Origin of the sequence: Pseudoalteromonas sp. K222D (assembly GCF_017653575.1) — a bacterium.
Taxonomy (GTDB): Bacteria; Pseudomonadota; Gammaproteobacteria; order Enterobacterales; family Alteromonadaceae; genus Pseudoalteromonas; species Pseudoalteromonas nigrifaciens.
This window is the reverse complement of sequence record NZ_JAGGDL010000006.1, coordinates 1-18466: the sequence shown is the minus strand read 5'-3', so window position 1 is coordinate 18466 and position 18466 is coordinate 1. Positions and strand designations below refer to the sequence as shown.

At 40.5% G+C, this 18466-nt stretch carries 19 protein-coding genes; 17 read left to right on the top strand and 2 right to left on the bottom strand.

Annotated elements, in window-relative coordinates; all coding sequences use genetic code 11:
• The first annotated feature begins 19 nt into the window (after positions 1-19).
• From J5X91_RS05000 to J5X91_RS04950, 11 genes are all read left to right on the top strand, one after another.
• On the top strand, positions 20-1237 hold the full coding sequence (locus J5X91_RS05000) for an IscS subfamily cysteine desulfurase (RefSeq protein WP_208834169.1): 1218 nt from the start codon (positions 20-22) through the stop codon (positions 1235-1237).
• A 43-nt stretch (positions 1238-1280) separates the two neighbouring features.
• Positions 1281-1664: a Fe-S cluster assembly scaffold IscU gene (gene iscU / locus J5X91_RS04995; protein ID WP_011329315.1), complete on the top strand. Its 384-nt coding sequence runs from the start codon at positions 1281-1283 to the stop codon at positions 1662-1664.
• Between the two features lie 9 nt (positions 1665-1673).
• Positions 1674-1997 carry an iron-sulfur cluster assembly protein IscA gene (iscA, locus tag J5X91_RS04990; protein ID WP_011329314.1) on the top strand — a complete coding sequence of 108 codons (324 nt, stop codon included), beginning with the start codon at positions 1674-1676 and terminating at the stop codon, positions 1995-1997.
• 112 nt (positions 1998-2109) lie between these two features.
• Entirely contained in the window at positions 2110-2637 is a 528-nt protein-coding gene (hscB, locus tag J5X91_RS04985) for a co-chaperone HscB (protein WP_041454584.1), read from the top strand.
• Positions 2638-2689: 52 nt separating this feature from the next.
• Complete coding sequence (hscA, locus tag J5X91_RS04980; RefSeq protein WP_011329312.1) at positions 2690-4552, top strand: Fe-S protein assembly chaperone HscA; 1863 nt, start codon at positions 2690-2692, stop codon at positions 4550-4552.
• A gap of 11 nt (positions 4553-4563) precedes the next feature.
• Positions 4564-4902: an ISC system 2Fe-2S type ferredoxin gene (gene fdx / locus J5X91_RS04975; RefSeq protein ID WP_011329311.1), complete on the top strand. Its 339-nt coding sequence runs from the start codon at positions 4564-4566 to the stop codon at positions 4900-4902.
• 169 nt (positions 4903-5071) lie between these two features.
• Positions 5072-6499, top strand: a complete 1428-nt coding sequence (locus J5X91_RS04970; protein ID WP_208834168.1) for an NAD-dependent succinate-semialdehyde dehydrogenase — start codon at positions 5072-5074, stop codon at positions 6497-6499.
• A gap of 727 nt (positions 6500-7226) precedes the next feature.
• Positions 7227-8231, top strand: coding sequence for a Fe(3+) ABC transporter substrate-binding protein (locus J5X91_RS04965; protein ID WP_011329308.1), 1005 nt, complete (start codon positions 7227-7229; stop codon positions 8229-8231).
• Positions 8232-9863 (top strand): iron ABC transporter permease, encoded by a 1632-nt coding sequence (locus J5X91_RS04960; RefSeq protein WP_011329307.1) that lies wholly within the window; start codon positions 8232-8234, stop codon positions 9861-9863.
• Complete coding sequence (locus J5X91_RS04955; protein ID WP_208834167.1) at positions 9864-10913, top strand: ABC transporter ATP-binding protein; 1050 nt, start codon at positions 9864-9866, stop codon at positions 10911-10913.
• A gap of 50 nt (positions 10914-10963) precedes the next feature.
• Positions 10964-11863: a Dyp-type peroxidase gene (locus tag J5X91_RS04950; RefSeq protein WP_011329305.1), complete on the top strand. Its 900-nt coding sequence runs from the start codon at positions 10964-10966 to the stop codon at positions 11861-11863.
• Between the two features lie 15 nt (positions 11864-11878).
• On the opposite strand, the gene argR is transcribed toward J5X91_RS04950, so the two are convergent.
• Complete coding sequence (gene argR / locus J5X91_RS04945) at positions 11879-12346, bottom strand: transcriptional regulator ArgR (protein ID WP_041454781.1); 468 nt, start codon at positions 12344-12346, stop codon at positions 11879-11881.
• A gap of 226 nt (positions 12347-12572) precedes the next feature.
• Here argR and mdh point away from each other — a divergent pair, with 226 nt between their 5' ends.
• Positions 12573-13505: a malate dehydrogenase gene (gene mdh / locus J5X91_RS04940; RefSeq protein WP_011329303.1), complete on the top strand. Its 933-nt coding sequence runs from the start codon at positions 12573-12575 to the stop codon at positions 13503-13505.
• Between the two features lie 102 nt (positions 13506-13607).
• Here mdh and ispB read toward each other — a convergent pair whose 3' ends face one another.
• The gene (gene ispB / locus J5X91_RS04935; protein WP_011329302.1) at positions 13608-14579 is read right to left on the bottom strand and encodes an octaprenyl diphosphate synthase; all 972 of its coding nucleotides are present in this window, start codon (positions 14577-14579) and stop codon (positions 13608-13610) included.
• Positions 14580-15001: 422 nt separating this feature from the next.
• Between ispB and rplU the strand changes: the two genes are divergently transcribed.
• The 5 genes from rplU to J5X91_RS04910 all read left to right on the top strand — a co-directional run bounded on the left by rplU (position 15002) and on the right by J5X91_RS04910 (position 17997).
• Entirely contained in the window at positions 15002-15313 is a 312-nt protein-coding gene (gene rplU, locus J5X91_RS04930) for a 50S ribosomal protein L21 (RefSeq protein WP_006794538.1), read from the top strand.
• Between the two features lie 16 nt (positions 15314-15329).
• Positions 15330-15587: a 50S ribosomal protein L27 gene (gene rpmA, locus J5X91_RS04925; protein ID WP_002957747.1), complete on the top strand. Its 258-nt coding sequence runs from the start codon at positions 15330-15332 to the stop codon at positions 15585-15587.
• A 230-nt stretch (positions 15588-15817) separates the two neighbouring features.
• Positions 15818-16975: an Obg family GTPase CgtA gene (gene cgtA, locus J5X91_RS04920; RefSeq protein ID WP_011329301.1), complete on the top strand. Its 1158-nt coding sequence runs from the start codon at positions 15818-15820 to the stop codon at positions 16973-16975.
• Between the two features lie 73 nt (positions 16976-17048).
• Entirely contained in the window at positions 17049-17540 is a 492-nt protein-coding gene (gene folA / locus J5X91_RS04915; protein WP_208834166.1) for a type 3 dihydrofolate reductase, read from the top strand.
• A gap of 79 nt (positions 17541-17619) precedes the next feature.
• Entirely contained in the window at positions 17620-17997 is a 378-nt protein-coding gene (locus tag J5X91_RS04910) for a DUF3718 domain-containing protein (RefSeq protein WP_011329299.1), read from the top strand.
• The last annotated feature ends 469 nt before the right edge of the window (positions 17998-18466 follow it).

Genomic DNA, 18466 nt, shown 5'->3' with positions numbered 1-18466 from the left:
ACCTGCAGCGGAGAGAGAAATGAAGTTACCGATTTATTTAGATTACGCAGCAACCACGCCTGTTGACGAACGTGTTGCCAAAGAAATGATGCAATGCCTGACAATGGACGGTAATTTTGGAAATCCTGCGTCACGTTCACATAGGTTTGGTTGGCAAGCTGAAGAAGTGGTCGATCAAGCGCGTACCGATGTTGCTGATTTAATTAATGCAGACCCACGTGAAATTGTTTTCACTTCGGGTGCAACTGAATCAAATAACCTAGCAATAAAAGGCGCAGCACAGTTTTACAAAAAGAAAGGTAAGCATATTATTACCGCTAAAACTGAGCACAAAGCTGTAATCGACACGTGTCGTGAGCTTGAGCGTCAAGGTTTTGAAGTAACCTATATGGACGTTGAAGAAAACGGCCTACTTGATTTACAAAAACTTGCCGACACTATGCGTGACGACACCGTACTTGTAAGCATCATGCATGTTAATAACGAGCTAGGTGTAATTCAAGATATCGCTACTATTGGCGAAATGTGTCGCGAACGCAAAATTATGTTCCACGTAGATGCAGCGCAAAGCGCAGGTAAAGTATTAATTGACGTACAACAGGTTAAAGTTGATTTTATGTCATTCTCAGGCCACAAAGTATATGGTCCTAAAGGTGTTGGTGCACTTTACGTTCGTCGTAAACCGCGCGCTCGCCTAGAAGCACAAATGCACGGTGGCGGCCACGAACGTGGTATGCGCTCTGGCACACTTGCTACGCATCAGTTAGTGGGTATGGGTACAGCGTTTAGAGTTGCTAAGCAAGATTTCGAAAAAGACCATGCACATATAAGCGCCCTACGTAAGCGCTTAATTGACGGTATTATGAGTGATATGGAAGAAGTGTACTTTAACGGTACACAAGACCAATCAGTACCAGGCATTGTAAATATCAGCTTTAACTTTGTTGAAGGTGAGTCGTTACTAATGGCAGTAAAAGACATTGCAGTATCGTCAGGTTCAGCCTGTACGTCAGCAAGCTTAGAGCCTTCTTATGTTTTACGTGCACTTGGCCGTAACGACGAATTAGCACATAGCTCAATTCGTTTTAGTATTGGTCGTTTTACCACCGAAGAAGAGATTGATTACACCGTTGAATTAATGAAAAACTCTATCGGTCGCCTACGTGAAATGTCTCCACTTTGGGAGATGCATCAAGAAGGTATTGATTTAGATTCAGTTGAATGGGCTCACCACTAATAATAGTGCGAGTACATACCTAGCAGGTAGTGAGGATAGAATTATGGCTTACAGTGATAAAGTAATCGACCACGTAGAAAACCCACGTAACGTAGGTGTTTTAGACAAAAATGATCCGTCAGTGGCAACGGGTATGGTAGGCGCACCAGCATGTGGTGACGTAATGAAGTTACAAATTAAAGTATCTGCCGATGGTATTATCGAAGATGCAAAATTTAAAACGTATGGTTGTGGTAGTGCAATTGCTTCATCTTCACTGGTAACAGAGTGGGTTAAAGGCAAAACACTAGAGCAAGCAGCGACTATTAAAAATACTGATATAAGTGCAGAGCTAGAGTTACCACCAGTGAAAATTCACTGTTCAATTTTAGCCGAAGATGCAATTCAAGCAGCAATTGCAAATTATAAAAGTAAACAAGCGAAGTAAGAGAGTTCCATGGCAGTGACATTGACAGATGCGGCAGCAAACCGCGTACAATCATTTTTAGCAAATCGCGGTAAAGGTTTAGGCCTGCGCGTTGGCATTAAAACGACGGGCTGTTCAGGTCTTGCCTATGTACTTGAGTTTGTTGACGAGCTAAACGACGACGACGAAACATTTGTAGCAAAAGGCGTTACCTTAATTGTTGATGCTAAAAGCTTAGTTTACATTGACGGCACGCAGCTCGATTACACTAAAGAAGGCTTGAATGAAGGGTTTAAATTTACTAACCCTAATCAAGCTGACGAGTGTGGTTGTGGCGAAAGCTTTACCGTTTAAATTTAAACGTGTTTTGAATACCTAAGTTACTTGGGTATAAAACAAGCCCTGCCAATAAACGTAGGGCTTTGTTATTTTTGAAATTAATTTCTGAATATTATTGGTTGAAGTTATGCGCTATTTTGAGTTATTTGCAATACCAGTTGACTACAATATTGATTTAGTAATAGTTAACAAGCACTACTTAGAGCTACAGCGTGCAGTGCACCCCGATCGCCATGCCAACGCCAGCAGTCGCGATAAATTAATGGCCGTGCAAAGCGCCGCAGAAATTAACGACGCACTACAAATATTAAAGCACCCAGTAAAGCGTGCCGAATATATGTTAAGTGAGTTGGGTGTCGATATTCGTGCTGAGCAACAAACCTTGCAAGATCCGGCATTTTTAATGCAGCAAATGGAACTTCGCGAAGAGTTAGAAGAGCTAACGTCAGCGAGCGATCCTGACACTGCAATCGCTAATTTTGAAAAGCAAATCAAGCAACTTAACGAACAATACAGTGCACAACTTGCACAGCAATTAGCAAGTAACGACGAGCAGCAATACCAAGCTGCTGCAGATAATGTTCGTAAACTAAAATTTGTTTATAAACTACGTGACGAACTAGAGCGTATTGAAGACAGTTTATTTGATGACTAATCACCTAACTTGCTAATTTATAAAGCAAGGTAAAGCGAGTTTAAAAAATATTATGGCATTATTGCAAATTGCTGAGCCGGGGCAGAGCGCGGCACCACATGAACATAAACTAGCCATAGGTATTGACCTAGGTACAACTAACTCATTGGTAGCCACGGTACAAAGTGGCGAAGCACGCACCTTAACAGATGACTTAGGTGAAGCAATGCTTCCTTCGGTAGTGCGCTATCAGGCGGGTGGGATCACTGTAGGCAGCGAAGCTGTAAAATCAGCAACGCAAGATCCCGTTAATACGCTAATTTCAGTTAAGCGCTTTTTAGGTAAAACCCAAGCAGAAATAGAACAAAGCTATGGGCAACTACCGTATCAATTTTGCCAGCACGATGGTGCACTTGCCATAGAAACAGCTGCTGGAAAAATCAGCCCAGTTAAAGCATCTAGCCATATTTTAGCTGCATTAAAAGCCCGTGCAGAACAAAGCTTTGGTAATCAAGAAATATTAGGTGCAGTTATTACTGTACCGGCATACTTTGATGACGCTCAGCGCCAAAGTACAAAAGATGCCGCTGAACTTGCAGGTATTAACGTACTGCGATTATTAAACGAGCCAACGGCAGCCGCTGTTGCTTATGGTTTAGACTCGGGTCAAGAAGGTATTATTGCTGTTTACGATTTAGGCGGTGGCACCTTCGATATATCAATTTTGCGCTTGCACCAAGGTGTATTTGAAGTATTAGCTACCGGTGGCGACTCAAGCCTAGGCGGCGATGACTTTGACTCACTGATTGTGGATTACTTAAAGCAGCAAACGGGTGTAACCACTTTATCTCCAGCGGTACTGCGCTTATTTATTAATAAAGCTAAAGCCTGTAAAGAAGCATTAAGCCAATACTCAACTGTTAATGTTGGGCTTGAGTTTGATGATGAGAAACACATGGTTGAAGTGACCCGCGAAAAACTTGACGAGCTTGCGATACCACTCGTTAAAAAAACGCTTCGTTCTTGTCGCCGTGCTGTAAAAGATGCTGGTATTGAGAACGAAGAAGTGCTGCAAGTAATTATGGTGGGTGGCTCTACTCGCATGCCATTAGTACGCAGCCAAGTTAGTGAGTTTTTTAATAAAGAAGCACTAACGTCAATTGATCCCGATCGCGTTGTAGCGCTAGGCGCTGCGTTGCAAGCAGACGTGTTAATAGGTAATAAACCTGATTCAGATATGTTGTTACTCGACGTATTACCACTATCGCTAGGTCTTGAAACTATGGGTGGCTTGGTGGAAAAAATTATTCCACGTAATACCACTATTCCAGTAGCACGTGCCCAAGAGTTTACTACTTTTAAAGATGGCCAAACAGCCATGTCGTTGCACGTACTACAAGGTGAGCGCGAATTGGTAGACGATTGTCGCTCTCTTGCTAAGTTTAGTTTAAAAGGTATTCCGCCAATGACTGCGGGTGCTGCACATATTCGGGTTACGTTTAAAGTAGACGCCGATGGTTTACTTAGCGTATCGGCAATGGAAAAATCGACAGGCGTACAAGCAGATATTCAAGTTAAACCGTCATTTGGTTTATCAGACGACCAAGTATCTAATATGCTAAAAGAGTCAATGAGCAACGCTAAAGGCGATATGCAAGCGCGTATGCTCAAAGAGCAACAAGTAGAAGCACTACGTGTAATTGAAGCACTAGAGGCATCACTTGCGAGTGACAGTGGTTTACTTGACGAAGCGCAACTAGCATATTTACGAGCTGAAATTGCAGAGTTGGTAAAAGTGCGTGAGAATGCGCAGCAACCAAACGAGATTAAAACCGCGATTGAAAAAATGGATAACGCCAGCAGCGATTTTGCCGCACGCAGAATGGATGCATCAATTAAAAAAGTTCTTACTGGGCAGTCAGTAGACAATATTTAAGAGAGATTAGAATGCCACAAATTATTTTTCTTCCCCATCCAGAATTGTGTCCAGATGGCGCTGCAATTGAAGCACCTAGTGGTCAAACGGTTCTTGATGTTGCCCTTAAAAATGGCATTAGCATTGCTCACGCATGTGAAAAGTCATGTGCGTGTACCACGTGCCACTTAGTGATCCGCGAAGGCTTTGATTCGCTAGAAGAAAGCGACGAGTTAGAAGACGATATGCTTGATAAAGCATGGGGCTTAGAGCCAGAGTCGCGCTTAGGTTGCCAAGCTATTATTAGAGATGAAGACCTAGTGGTTGAAATACCTAAGTATAACGTTAATATAGTTAATGAAGAGCACTAGCTTTTAACGATTAATATAATAAAAGCCGCTGTTTAATACAGCGGCTTTTTTGTTTGTACACCGCAGGGTAGGCGGGAGTTTACCTCGCGCAGATTTATATAAAAAGTTAGCCTTGGCTCTATGTCACGCATTAAAAGCTAACACCTTAAACGTAATTTGGAGGTTTATTTTGAGTAATCTTATTTTTTCTGACTCGTTTATTAATGGTGAATTTTATAAAACAGACACACACTTTAGTGTTGATGATCCTGCTACCGAAAAAAGCATTGTTGATGTAAGCGATATTGATGAGCAGGGTGTAAATAATGCAATAGTTGCTGCTCAAAGCGCATTTGTTAAATTAAAAGCAACCAATGCTACGCAGCGAAGCGAAACCTTGATGCGCTGGTATGAGCTAGTTATAAAACACAAGCAAACGCTTGCAGAGTTAATGACCAAAGAGCAAGGTAAACCACTTAAAGAAGCATTGGGCGAAATTGATTACGGCGCAGGCTTTATAAAATGGTTTGCCGAGGAAGCTAAGCGCAGCTATGGCGATGTTATACCTGCTACCGACAATAGCCATAGATTAACCAGCTTTAAGCAGGCTGTAGGAGTTGTTGCAGGGATCACGCCATGGAATTTTCCTGTTGCTATGATTACGCGTAAAGTTGCCCCCGCCTATGCAGCCGGTTGTAGTTTTATATTAAAACCTTCAGAGCACACCCCATTATGCGCTATTGCACTTGCTTATTTAGCCGATCAAGCAGGGTTCGAAAAAGGGGCATTTAACGTCTTAGTATCGCAAAATGCTAAAAAAGTAGGAAAAATACTAACCGACTCTGAGATAGTGCGTAAGTTTACTTTTACCGGATCAACGGGGGTAGGCAAGCAGTTATTAGCGCAATGCGCAGGTACTATTAAGCGCACTTCTATGGAGCTTGGAGGAAACGCACCTTTCATTATTTTTGATAATGCAGACCTCGATACAGCTATTGAGGGGTTAATGGCTGCTAAGTTTAGAAATAGTGGGCAAGCTTGTGTTGCTGCAAACCGTATCTTTATTCAGCGTAATATTATTGATGCGGTACTAAATAAACTAACCCCTAAGGTGGCTGCTTTAAAAGTCGGTAATGGCTTTACAGCAGATGTTGATATCGGCCCGCTTATTTACCCTAAGGCAAAAGAAAAAGTACAGCAGCTAGTACAAGACGCACTAGATAAAGGGGCAGTATTGATTGGTGATAACAGTGATTTAGGTGGCAGCTTTCAAAACCCGTTGATTGTAAATAACGTCACTACCGACATGGATATTTACCATGAAGAAGTATTTGGCCCAGTATTAACAATTATTCCTTTTGATGATGAAAGCGAAGTACTTACTCTAGCAAACGACGTACCTTACGGCTTAGCCGCTTATTTTTACAGCCAAAATATTAAACAGGTTTACCGCATTAGCGAAGGTCTTGAGTTTGGCATGATTGGTGTAAACGAAGGCGTTATTTCTAACCCTGTAGCGCCATTTGGTGGTGTTAAGCAATCGGGCCTTGGCCGTGAAGGGGGACACCAAGGGTTAAATGAGTACCTAGAAGAAAAATACGTGTGTATTAAAATTTAAACCGTTTATATGCTCTTGGCGGCTTGCAGTAAAACAACTTCAAGGCGCTGTACAAATACATTGAGCAATTTATTTTAGGCAAAGAAAAGCGCGCTCTATCTCTAGGCGCGCTTGCGGAATCTTCTAATTTTCTGCATCCTGCAATTGAACTTAATCAACTCCAAATTCTTACAAATCCTTGTTATTACAATATTACTTTTTAGTTCTATGTAATGTAGGCGCTCCTGCCTGTATCCTTTATTTCCTCAACATCCTGTAAAACAACGTAAATCCTTTGTTGCTATCCTTTACGCATCATCCTGATGCTATCCTTTAAGACATTCCATTGTGCTGCTCTCCTAGAGCCTGTCCTAAAATCCGTTTTGTATTAGTAACCTAAATCATTGGTTGGTCGAGTAAGTTGTCCGTTTCCATTTACTCGTTAAGCATCACTGCTTGGTTGTTAAGTTAATTATAGGCGGTACGATATTTTAAAGAAGTATAGGTTGCTAATTAATTGCTATAGTCGTAATAGTTAAAATAATTTACTTTAATTAAAACAATTGGTTACTTTGTTTGTTATGGTTTTTCATGTTGTGTTTTCATCATTGGCTGTCACGTTTGTAGGATATGTCTTACGTTGGTTTTCTATTTTAGCGATTTTAACAGGATCAGATTATATAAAGTGTGCACTTTTGGGTAAGGCACGGTAGAATTATTGATAATAGTTATTATTCAGGTGGGAAATATGAAAAAAGTATTCGCAATTGTAGTTGGTTTGGCTGTGTCGGCACCCGTTTTTGCAACTGAGTCCGTTAATATTTATTCTTTTCGACAGCCTTTTTTAATAAAACCAATTTTAGATGACTTTACCAAACAAACTGGTATTAAAACAAATGTAGTGTTTGCTAATAAAGGCTTAATAGAGCGCGTTAAGCGCGAAGGTAAACACAGCAAAGCCGATTTAGTATTAACGTCTAATTTTAGCGCCTTAATCCAACTTGAAGATTTAGATTTAACGCAAACTATTAGTAGCGAAGCAATTAATAACAATGTGCCTGCGGCATTTCGTGATGGCGACGGCCAGTGGGTGGCACTTACTAAGCGAGTACGTAATGTTTACTCGTCAAAAGAGCGTGTGGGCGCGCTACCTGAGCTGACTTATGAAGATTTGGCAGATCCAAAATATAAAGGGCAAATATGTACTCGCTCTGGTAAACATCCGTATAATTTGGGTTTAGTTGCATCAATGATTGCACACCATGGTGAAGCAGATACCAAAGTATGGCTTGAGGGGGTTAAAGCAAATTTAGCGCGTAAACCACAAGGTAACGATAGAGCGCAAGTAAAAGCAGTGAAAGAAGGCTTGTGCGATCTTGCATTTGGCAATAGTTACTATTTAGGTAAAATGCTGCAAGATGAAACCCAAAAAGAATGGGCACAAGCGGTAAATATTAACTTTCCGAACCAAATCAATCGCGGCTCGCATATAAATGTGTCGGGTGCAGTTATTACAAAATACGCTAAAAACCCTGAAAATGCCTTGAAACTCCTAGAGTATATGACCGACAATAAAGCGCAAAACATGTACGCTTCAATTAATATGGAATACCCGGTTAAGCCAGGCGTAGAATTATCAAGTTTAGTTGCATCTTGGGGAAGCTTTAAAGAAGATAGCTTACCACTTGATGAAATTAGTAAATATCGTCCGTTAGCGTTAAGGCTAATTGATGAGGTGAAATTCGATCTTTAAATGACTTATAAATTTCAGCTGTCTAAATGGCAGCTTTTTGCATGGTCGACAGGATTATTACTGTCGACCCCATTGTTTTTTCTGCTATTTGAATCTCTACAAGGTAACTCAGAGGTGTTTTCGCATCTTTGGGATACAGTGCTGTGGGATTACATTTCTAATACCGTATTACTTATTTTAGGTGTGTGTGTACTAAGCTGTGCTATTGCCTTACCACTTGGCTGGCTAACCGCTTATTGCCAGTTCCCGGGTAAAAAACAGTTTGAATGGGCGTTAATGCTGCCACTGGCTATGCCTACCTATATTATTGCCTATGTTTATACCGACTTGCTTGATTACGCAGGCCCAGTACAAAATACTCTCAGAGACTGGTTTGGGTGGCAATCGCCGGATGATTACTGGTTTTTTGATATACGCACTTTGCCCGGCGCTATTGTAATGCTTGCACTGGTGCTTTATCCCTATTTATATTTAATTTTTAAAACAGCCTTGCGTGAGCAGTCTTTTAAGTTAGTACAGGCTAGCCAGTTAATGGGGCTGTCGTCGTGGCAGAGCTTTTTTAGGGTGAGCTTAGTGTTATCGCGCGGCGCAATTGTAGCTGCGCTAGCGCTAATTAGTATGGAAACCATGGCTGACTTTGCCACAGTAAGCTACTTTGCTGTAAGCACCTTAACCACTGCCGTATACGATACTTGGTTTGGTTATTACTCGTTAACCGCTGCAGCTAAAATATCGGGCGTGATGTTATTACTATTGTTTTTAGCCTTAATGGCGGAGCGCTTTAGTCGCCGTAATCAAGCGGTGTTTGAGCGTCAGTCGGGTATAAATAGTGAAGCGCTTTATATATTAAAAGGCAAGTCGGCTTGGCTGGCAACGCTATTTTGCAGTGTGATTTTAATTGTTGCCTTTGTTATACCTATCGCTGTGTTAATAAAGTACGCCATTGTTTATTTTGATCAAGCATGGAGTAGTGAGTTTTTTAGCTATGCGTGGCAAAGTTTAAAGGTAGCTATAGTAGTAAGCGTAGTAACGCTGTTACTTAGTGTATTAGTGGTGTTTTATCAACGTATAGCCAAGCAAAATTATCCACTTATTCCGGGGCGATTAGCTAGCACCGGCTACGCTTTACCAGGAACAGTACTGGCTATTGCGGTGCTATTACCGCTTACGCTGTTAGAAAATACGGTAAACCGTGTGCTTGAGCCATACGACTTAAATATAGGCTTGTTACTCACTGGCAGTGTATTTACCATTATTTTTGCTTATGTAGTGCGTTTTTACGCAGTAGCACATGGCGCGATTGAGTCGAGCTTTTTACGCATTAGCCCCTCTCTCGATATGGCAAGCCAATCTATGGGCAAAAGCCAAGGCCATACGTTACGTTTGGTGCATTTACCCCTACTTAGACGCGGGTTGCTTACTGCGGCTTTGCTGGTGTTTATTGAATGCATGAAAGAGCTACCTACTGCTTTGTTACTTAGGCCGTTTAATTTTGAAAGCTTAGCTACGCATGTGTTTCAGTATGTGAGTGATGAGCAATTAGAGCTGGCTTCTATATCGGCATTATTTATTGTGCTGGTTGGATTTATCCCTTTGTATTTTATTAACCGTTCTATGGAGCAACGTAGTTAAATGAGTAGTTTGATTTTACAAGGCGTGAGCTATCAATATAACGGTACTAAGGTTATTCACGAGCTAAATTTAACCATAGGTAAAAACGAAATAGTGTGTTTGTTAGGTGCCAGTGGTTGTGGTAAAACCACCACCTTAAAAGCAATTGCAGGACTAATAGAAACGCAACAAGGAAGCGTGTTTATCGATGGCAAGCTGGTGAGTAACGCCAATACATTTATCTCGCCAGAGCATCGTAATATTGGCATGATGTTTCAAGATTATGCGTTATTCCCGCATTTAACCGTGGCACATAATATTGCTTTTGGCTTAAGTAAAATGAGTAAAGAGCAAAAGCAACAGCGCGTTGATGAAATGCTTAAGCTGGTGCATTTAGTTGGCTGCGCCGACAGGTATCCGCATCAGTTATCGGGTGGGCAACAACAGCGCGTGGCGATTGCGCGTGCACTTGCTTACAAACCAAGTTTACTATTACTTGATGAGCCGTTTTCGAATATAGACACTCAAGTACGCTTTGAATTAATTGCCGATATTCGCCGCATAATTAAAACTCAACAAGTGTCGGCAGTATTTGTTACCCACTCAAAGGAAGAGGCTTTTGCATTTGCAGACACGCTGGCTATTATGCACCAGGGTAAAATAGCTCAGCAGGGCACTCCAGAACAGCTTTTTGCTAAACCAAGCTCAAAGGAGGTTGCAGAGTTTCTGGGTCAGGGCATATACTTAAGCGCAGAAGTGTTAACAGCAACTGAATATAAAACCGCTTTTGGCCTAGTTGAGTCGGTTATTGCGCACCAGCATCAGGCTAATATAGGAAAAATATATGTGCGTCCTCATCAAATAGAGCTAATGAGCGACAATAAAAAAGATAGCCATAGTGAACGCGCCACCATATTAAGCAGTCGTTTTATTGGTTCGGCTTATGTTTACACTGTAGTTATTGCACAACAAGAAATAGAAGTTGCAGCGCAATATGGCCAGTCATTTGTTCAAAATGAGCAGGTTATAATAAAAATAAACCCCCACACGGTGAATTTTTTCGAATCATAAATTAATTTGTTATTCGCTGTGTTTATCTATTTATAAGCTAAGGAATAACAATGGCACAAGCGCAATCAGGGATTTGTGCTGAAGCAAACTTACACGGTTTGCATTTATTTTTTAATGTGTTTGATGGCCAAGATGAGTCATTACGTACAAAGCTCAAGCAAGTAAGCGCTATTGAGGAAGAGTTTAGCGATCAGTTTTCTGAATCTATGCTTTCTTGTATGGTGGCTATTGGTGCACAGTATTGGCCGCATATTTTGCCAGAGTATATCCCCAGTGAACTACAAAGCTTTCCTAATATAAATCATAATGAACACGCAATGAGCGTGCAGCCGTGTGATTTGTTTGTGCAAATACGTTCAGACCGCGAAGACGTCAATCATTTATTTGCACTGCAAATTTTAAAGTTATTTGCACCAGACGTAGAGCTGGTGGAACAAATTCGTAATTTTAGATTTTTAGATGGTCGCGATTTCAATGGTTTTATTTATGGTGGCAAAATGCCGCATGGCCGACAAAAGCGGGCAACGGCGTTAATAAATAAACCAGGTAGCTTTGAGGATCAAGGCAGTTATATTCATGTGCAACGTTATAAGCACGATCTAAGCGTATGGCAGCATCTATCGCTAGATGAGCAAGAGCAAATAATAGGTCGCACTCGCTTAGACAACACTCTTATAGCCCCAGCGCTTGAAACCAGCCATGCACAACGCAGTGAATTAAAAGATGAGCAAGGCCAGCCAATATTACTTAATCAAGGCATGCCTTATGGCGATGTTTACGAGCAAGGAATGCTGTCAATTACTTGCTCGGCCAGTGGAACCGCATTTGAACAGGTATTAAAAAGTCGTTTAGGTGAGGGGGAGTGCTATGATCATTGGCTTGATTTTACTCAAGCCGATATGGGGTCTGCGTTTTTTGCACCGTCAGTTGGGTTTTTAAAACAGTTATAACGCATGTTTTAAATACTAAACCGTATCAAATAAAATACGTACCCGCTCTAGGGTTAAGTCTATTTCAGATATTTTAGCTGGGGCAATAAAAATAGTGTCGTCGCCAGCTATAGTACCTAACACGCCATCGGCTTTACCTAATGAGTCAAGTAAACGCGCAATAAGCTGAGCCGCGCCTGGACTGGTACGGATAATAATCATCATTTCGTTATGCATTATATCAATAACAAGCTGGCGCAACGGGCTTTTTGCTGTGGGTACGCCCATTTCTGCTGGCAAGCAATACACCATTTCTTGTTTGGCATTGCGCGTTCGTACCGCGCCAAACTTACTAAGCATGCGCGACACTTTACTTTGGCTTATATTGTCAAAACCTTGCTCTTTTAACGAATCTACTATATCGCCTTGAGAACCAAAGTTTTCTTCTTTTAAAAGCGCTTTAAATGCTTTTACTAACGCTTCCTGTTTGTCTTGTGGTTGCATAGTTTTTATTTGCTTTTTATTATCCATGCCGCAAATTCTACACAAAAACGAATAATTATGCAGCAGTTGTTTATTTAACTTGCCAGTTTACTGTATTCAGGCCAAATGTTTTTACAACTATGGTCTAAAATATTACGAAAATAGGCAGGATAAATTTGTTTTTAGTCGCTAATTTCTTTATCTTAGAGCCATAAATATTTCCTACCTCAAATCACGGAGAATTCCAATGAAAGTTGCTGTATTAGGTGCTGCAGGCGGTATCGGTCAAGCGTTGTCTTTATTATTAAAAACAGGCTTACCAGCTGGTTCTGAATTATCACTATATGATGTTGCACCAGTAGTTCCAGGTGTTGCGGTTGATCTATCTCATATCCCTACAGCGGTTAAAGTAGCTGGCTTTGGCGCTGATGCGTTAAATGAAGCGCTTAAAGATGCTGATATCGTACTTATTCCTGCTGGCATGCCACGTAAGCCAGGTATGGATCGTGCAGATTTATTTAATGTAAATGCTGGCATCATCAAAACGTTAGCAGAAGGCATAGTTGCAAGTTGTCCTAAAGCGTTAGTAGGTATTATTACTAACCCAGTAAACGGCACTGTACCAATTGTTGCTGAAGTATTTAAAAAAGCTGGTACTTACGACGCTAAACGCGTATTCGGTATTACTACGCTTGACGTTATTCGTTCAGAAGCATTTGTTGCTGAACTTAAAGGCGTAGACGTAGCAACTGTTAAAGTTCCTGTAATTGGTGGCCACTCAGGTACTACTATTTTACCTCTACTTTCTCAAGTTGAAGGCGTGAGCTTTACAGATGAAGAAGTTGCAGCACTTACTCCACGTATCCAAAATGCGGGTACTGAAGTTGTAAATGCTAAAGCGGGTGGCGGTTCAGCTACTTTATCAATGGGTGCAGCAGCAGCTCGTTTTTGTATGTCTTTAGTTAAAGGCCTACAAGGTGAAGACGTTGTAGATTACGCGTACGTTGCTGTTGAAAATGGCGATGCGGAGTACTTTGCACACCCAGTACGTTTAGGTAAAAACGGCGTAGAAGAAATTCTTTCTTACGGCGAACTAAGCGCATTTGAAACAAAAGCAAAAAATGACATGCTTGAAACACTGAAAAAAGACATCAAAGAAGGTGTTGATTTCATGGCGTAATAGCCAAAATAAAGTGACAAAAAAGCCTGCGTTTGCAGGCTTTTTATTGCTCGGAATTTAGCTAACCTGCACCCAGGTTAGCTACACATAAAGGCAGTAAAGTTAGTGATCGCGATCAACTGCAATACGGGCAAGGCTCACAAGTGCTTGTTTATATTCAGACTCAGCTAAAAAGTCTAAGCAAGCAATGGCTTTGTCGGCTTCAAGTTCGGCCTTTTGCATCGTAAATTCAAGCGCATTGGTTTGTTTAAGTGCCGCTAAAATTTCTTCAAGATGATCCATGCCATTACTGTGCTCTATAGCGTCACGGATCAGCTGTGTTTGCTGCTCATTACCATGTTGCATTGCATAAATAAGCGGCAGAGTTGGTTTACCTTCGGCTAAATCATCACCAATATTTTTACCTAATTGATCTGCATCTGCGTTGTAATCAAGTACGTCATCAACGAGCTGAAACGCAGTACCTAAATGCATGCCGTATAGGTTAAGCGCATCAAGCGTGGCTTGGTTTTGCTCAGTAATAATGGCCGCAAGGCCTGTCGCGGCTTCAAATAGCTTAGCGGTTTTAGAGTAAATAACCTGCATATAACTCGCTTCAGTGGTGTCGGGGTCATTACAGTTCATTAACTGTAATACTTCACCTTCAGCAATAATGTTAGTTGCATCTGCAAGCACTTGCATTACCTGCATTTTACCAAGGCCAACCATAAGCTGAAATGAACGAGTGTAAATAAAGTCGCCCACTAATACGCTGGCAGCATTACCAAACTCAGCATTTGCTGTAGGCGTGCCTCGGCGTAAGTTAGATTCATCAACAACATCATCATGTAATAGTGTTGCGGTATGAATAAACTCAACAATAGTTGCAAGTGTAATATGATCTTTACCCTGATAACCCAATGCTCTGGCCGCTAGTATTGCCAACATTGGGCGCACGCGCTTGCCGCCACTGTTTACAATATACAAGCCAAGTTGGTTAACTAACGCCACATCTGAGCGCATTTGCGCATGTATAAGTTGATTGACGTCATTCATATCGTTTTCGATTAACGCCTGGATAGCTTTTATATCCATTGATCTCCGAGCCAATTTTTATGTGTGAACGGCGCAGATTGTACAACAAAAAAAGCACTAGCTCGATATTTTGTGACGATTCCCTGAAAAAACACGGTTAACATCGCTAATTAGCACTTAAATACGAGAGATAGCTGATTAATTAGCGTACAAAGTGTGCTGTAATTTATGTTTATTTATTATCCGTTGTAGTGTGTGTTTAGCTAAGGCAAATTATTTTCACTAATCGTGAAAAAGCGCTTGGCAAAAGGGCTATTTAATATAAAATAGGGGAAATATTGAATTGCTCTCAATGCAGCTACTTTTTATTCATTTTAATTACAAAATAGGCTTGCTAGTTATTACGCCGTAGCGTAAACTTCGCGCCCTATCGAAGAATATTTTAGTTGCGTCGATTTGAGGGCGCACAGACGGAGTTAATTATGTACGCGGTTTTCCAAAGTGGTGGTAAACAGCATCGTGTGACTGAAGGTCAAACGATTCGTCTTGAAAAATTAGACGTTGAAACTGGTGCAGCAGTAGAATTTGATTCAGTACTTTTAGTTGCTGATGGTGAGAAAATCGAGATTGGTGTACCGTTCGTAAACGGTGGTAAGATAACAGCTGAGGTTGTTTCACATGGTCGCGGTGAGAAGATTAAGGTTGTTAAATTTAGACGCCGTAAGCATTCTCGTAAGCAAATGGGCCATCGTCAATGGTTCACAGAAGTTAAAATCACTGGCATTAGCGCTTAATTAGAGGTACTTAGAAATGGCACATAAAAAAGCAGCTGGTAGTACTCGTAACGGTCGCGATTCAGAAAGCAAACGCCTAGGTGTTAAGCGTTTTGGTGGCGAATCAGTTCTAGCGGGTAGCATCATTGTTCGTCAGCGTGGAACTCGTTTCCACCCTGGTACAAACGTAGGTATCGGTAAAGACCACACTATCTTCGCAAAAGCAGATGGTAAAGTTCAGTTTGAACAAAAAGGTCCTTTAAACCGTAAATACGTAACTATCGTAACTGAGTAATCAGTAAGATAGTTAAAAAACCCCGCCTTTGCGGGGTTTTTTGTTTTCATTATTTTACAATATATACCCAAGCCTGCAATTATACCTATGGGTTTAAGTAGCGGGCTCTTTAACGAAGTTATAGAGCGATCTAATTCGTAAAATGGTTCAAATATTTATGCCAATTGGTATTAAGTTGGCTTGGGTATATAATAGTGTTATTAACAAGCCAATCCCTAAAGTGAGTAATCATGAAGTTTGTAGATGAAGTAGAAATTCGCGTAGAAGCTGGAGACGGTGGCGCCGGTATCGTGTCTTTCCGTCGTGAAAAATATATCCCAGAAGGTGGGCCTGACGGTGGTGACGGTGGTGACGGTGGTAGTGTTTATCTACAAGCGGATGAAAACTTAAATACCTTAATTGATTACCAATTTGAACGCTTCCATAGAGCAGATCGCGGTACTAATGGCCGCAGCCGTAACTGTACTGGTAAAAAGTCTGACGATTTAATTATTATGGTGCCTGTAGGTACACGTATTATGGACGTTGATACGCAAGAGGGATTAGGGGATTTAACCCAACATGGCCAAAAGATTTTGGTTGCAAAAGGCGGTTTCCATGGCTTAGGAAATGCGCGTTTTAAATCAAGTACAAACCGTGCTCCGCGTCAAAAAACCTTAGGGACAGAAGGCGAAGTACGCAACCTTAAACTAGAGTTATTGTTACTAGCAGATGTAGGCTTATTAGGTTTGCCAAATGCAGGTAAGTCTACCTTTATCCGTAGTGTATCGGCAGCAAAACCAAAAGTAGCAGATTACCCATTTACGACGCTTATTCCAAATTTAGGTGTGGTACGTCCTGAAGCTAATAAATCATTTGTTATCGCTGATATACCAGGCTTAATTGAAGGCGCATCGGATGGTGCTGGTTTAGGTATTCAATTTTTGAAACACCTAGAGCGCTGTAGAATATTACTGCATATTATTGATGTAATGCCAGTTGATGGCTCAAATCCAGTTGATAATGCATTTGCGATTGTTAATGAGTTACATCAGTACAGTCCTAAATTAGCAGAAAAACCGCGCTGGTTGGTATTTAATAAAATAGATTTATTACCAGCTGACGAAGCAAAAGCTTTATGTGAAAAAATTGCACAAGAGCTAGGCGAAACTGAAAATATTTACAGTATTTCTGCTATTAATAAATCAAATACTCAACCACTAATTCATGACGTAATGACATTGCTTGAAAGCATGCCAAAAGAGAAATTCGTTGAAACTACAGACGAAGAGGTTGAGTTTAAGTGGGATACCTATCATCAAAAAGCCGCTAAAAAGAGCGACGATGATGATGATTGGGATGAGTGGAATGAAGATGATTACGACGTAGAAGTTGTGTACGAGCGTTAATTATAATTAATTACATATAAAAGGAGCTTATGCTCCTTTTTCTTTGTTTAATAATAAATACTGGATAATTAGTGTGATAATTTCAATGATTGCTGCAATGGCAAATAACCGTGTAATTGGCCTTAATAATACAATGCCTTGGCATTTACCTGGAGACTTACAGCATTTTAAAAAAGTAACCACAGGTAAACCTGTGATTATGGGGCGCAAAACATTTGAGTCTATTGGACGGCCTTTACCTGGGCGTCGTAATATTATTATTACCCGTAATAACCAGTATCAAGCAACTGGAATAGAAATTGTTACAACGCCAGAGGCCGCGTTAAATTTAGTTGCTGATGTGGAAGAGGTGATGATCATTGGTGGTGGAAATATTTATCAACAATTTTTAGAAAGTGCACAAAGACTTTATTTAACCTTTATAGACTTAGATGTTGAAGGTGACACTCAGTTTCCTGATTACGAAAAAGTGGCAACCTGGCAGGTTAAAGATGAAATACAAATGGCTGCGGATGAAAAAAATCAATATAGTCATAAGTTTGTAACTTTATATAAAAACCCTTAACATTATTGCGAAATACTGAGCATATTGGTACAATATTAACTAATCCAATAGGAATAAAGTATTATAAAAAGGGTTTTCCATGATTAAGTTATCAAAGCTAGTTGTTATTACTGCGCTTGCAGCCGGTTCGTTTGTATATACTGCCCCTGCACAAGCAGATGATCAGTTAGCGATTTCTATCTGTGAGTATATTGCAGCGGATGATAAAAATCGTTTACGTAGTAAGCTTAAAAGCTCACGAGTGAAAGTTCGTAATATATACGACGCAGTATTTTGTAACGGCAATAATTTATTGCGTCATGCAGTGGCAAGTAATGCATTAGACAGCGGTGAATATATAGTAAAAAACTTATCTAAAAGCTCGCTAGAAGATGGTGCTGATATATCATGGGCTGAATCGAACGGTCATTCAGGATCGCCCTTAATTACTATAATTAAAGAGCGCGCAGGTCTTTAATTTTACAATAAATACGATTAAACCACGTTTTATACGTGGTTTTTTTATGCCTATATTTTTATAAATAATTTTAAATAACACAGCACTATTTTAGTATTGTAATCCCCCCCTTTTAACACAAACGCCAACCTTATTAAAAACATAACCCTTTTTACTTATTAACTTACTTATTGTGTTGAAATGAACTTATAGCCGACTCTATAGGTGCTGAAGTTAAAGGAATCTAGGAATAGCCACAAAAAATAACTCATTGTTTTTATTTGGGTTAACATTCTTGTTGTTGCTTTGACAGCTCATGAATTTAATACGATTAGTCGTATTTGCCATTAAACTGTCATAAATAGTCAATATTCTACGCGCATATGATTTTAGGGATTTATTTATGCGCGCCTTGCGTAATACCATGATGCCGATCGCTCAATACCATTCAAGCCGATCACTTTTTTGTCTGTCAGTAGACCTCAGTAAA

Excerpts from the sequence above, each read along its gene's own strand:
- J5X91_RS04960 (WP_011329307.1), top strand. The coding sequence starts at position 8,232 with ATGACTTATAAATTTCAGCTGTCTAAATGGCAGCTTTTTGCATGGTCG.
- rpmA (WP_002957747.1), top strand. The coding sequence starts at position 15,330 with ATGGCACATAAAAAAGCAGCTGGTAGTACTCGTAACGGTCGCGATTCA.
- iscU (WP_011329315.1), top strand. The coding sequence starts at position 1,281 with ATGGCTTACAGTGATAAAGTAATCGACCACGTAGAAAACCCACGTAAC.
- iscA (WP_011329314.1), top strand. The coding sequence starts at position 1,674 with ATGGCAGTGACATTGACAGATGCGGCAGCAAACCGCGTACAATCATTT.
- mdh (WP_011329303.1), top strand. The coding sequence starts at position 12,573 with ATGAAAGTTGCTGTATTAGGTGCTGCAGGCGGTATCGGTCAAGCGTTG.
- ispB (WP_011329302.1), bottom strand. The coding sequence starts at position 14,579 with ATGGATATAAAAGCTATCCAGGCGTTAATCGAAAACGATATGAATGAC.
- fdx (WP_011329311.1), top strand. The coding sequence starts at position 4,564 with ATGCCACAAATTATTTTTCTTCCCCATCCAGAATTGTGTCCAGATGGC.
- hscA (WP_011329312.1), top strand. The coding sequence starts at position 2,690 with ATGGCATTATTGCAAATTGCTGAGCCGGGGCAGAGCGCGGCACCACAT.
- rplU (WP_006794538.1), top strand. The coding sequence starts at position 15,002 with ATGTACGCGGTTTTCCAAAGTGGTGGTAAACAGCATCGTGTGACTGAA.
- J5X91_RS04950 (WP_011329305.1), top strand. The coding sequence starts at position 10,964 with ATGGCACAAGCGCAATCAGGGATTTGTGCTGAAGCAAACTTACACGGT.
- J5X91_RS04910 (WP_011329299.1), top strand. The coding sequence starts at position 17,620 with ATGATTAAGTTATCAAAGCTAGTTGTTATTACTGCGCTTGCAGCCGGT.
- cgtA (WP_011329301.1), top strand. The coding sequence starts at position 15,818 with ATGAAGTTTGTAGATGAAGTAGAAATTCGCGTAGAAGCTGGAGACGGT.
- argR (WP_041454781.1), bottom strand. The coding sequence starts at position 12,346 with ATGCAACCACAAGACAAACAGGAAGCGTTAGTAAAAGCATTTAAAGCG.
- J5X91_RS04965 (WP_011329308.1), top strand. The coding sequence starts at position 7,227 with ATGAAAAAAGTATTCGCAATTGTAGTTGGTTTGGCTGTGTCGGCACCC.
- J5X91_RS04955 (WP_208834167.1), top strand. The coding sequence starts at position 9,864 with ATGAGTAGTTTGATTTTACAAGGCGTGAGCTATCAATATAACGGTACT.
- J5X91_RS05000 (WP_208834169.1), top strand. The coding sequence starts at position 20 with ATGAAGTTACCGATTTATTTAGATTACGCAGCAACCACGCCTGTTGAC.
- hscB (WP_041454584.1), top strand. The coding sequence starts at position 2,110 with ATGCGCTATTTTGAGTTATTTGCAATACCAGTTGACTACAATATTGAT.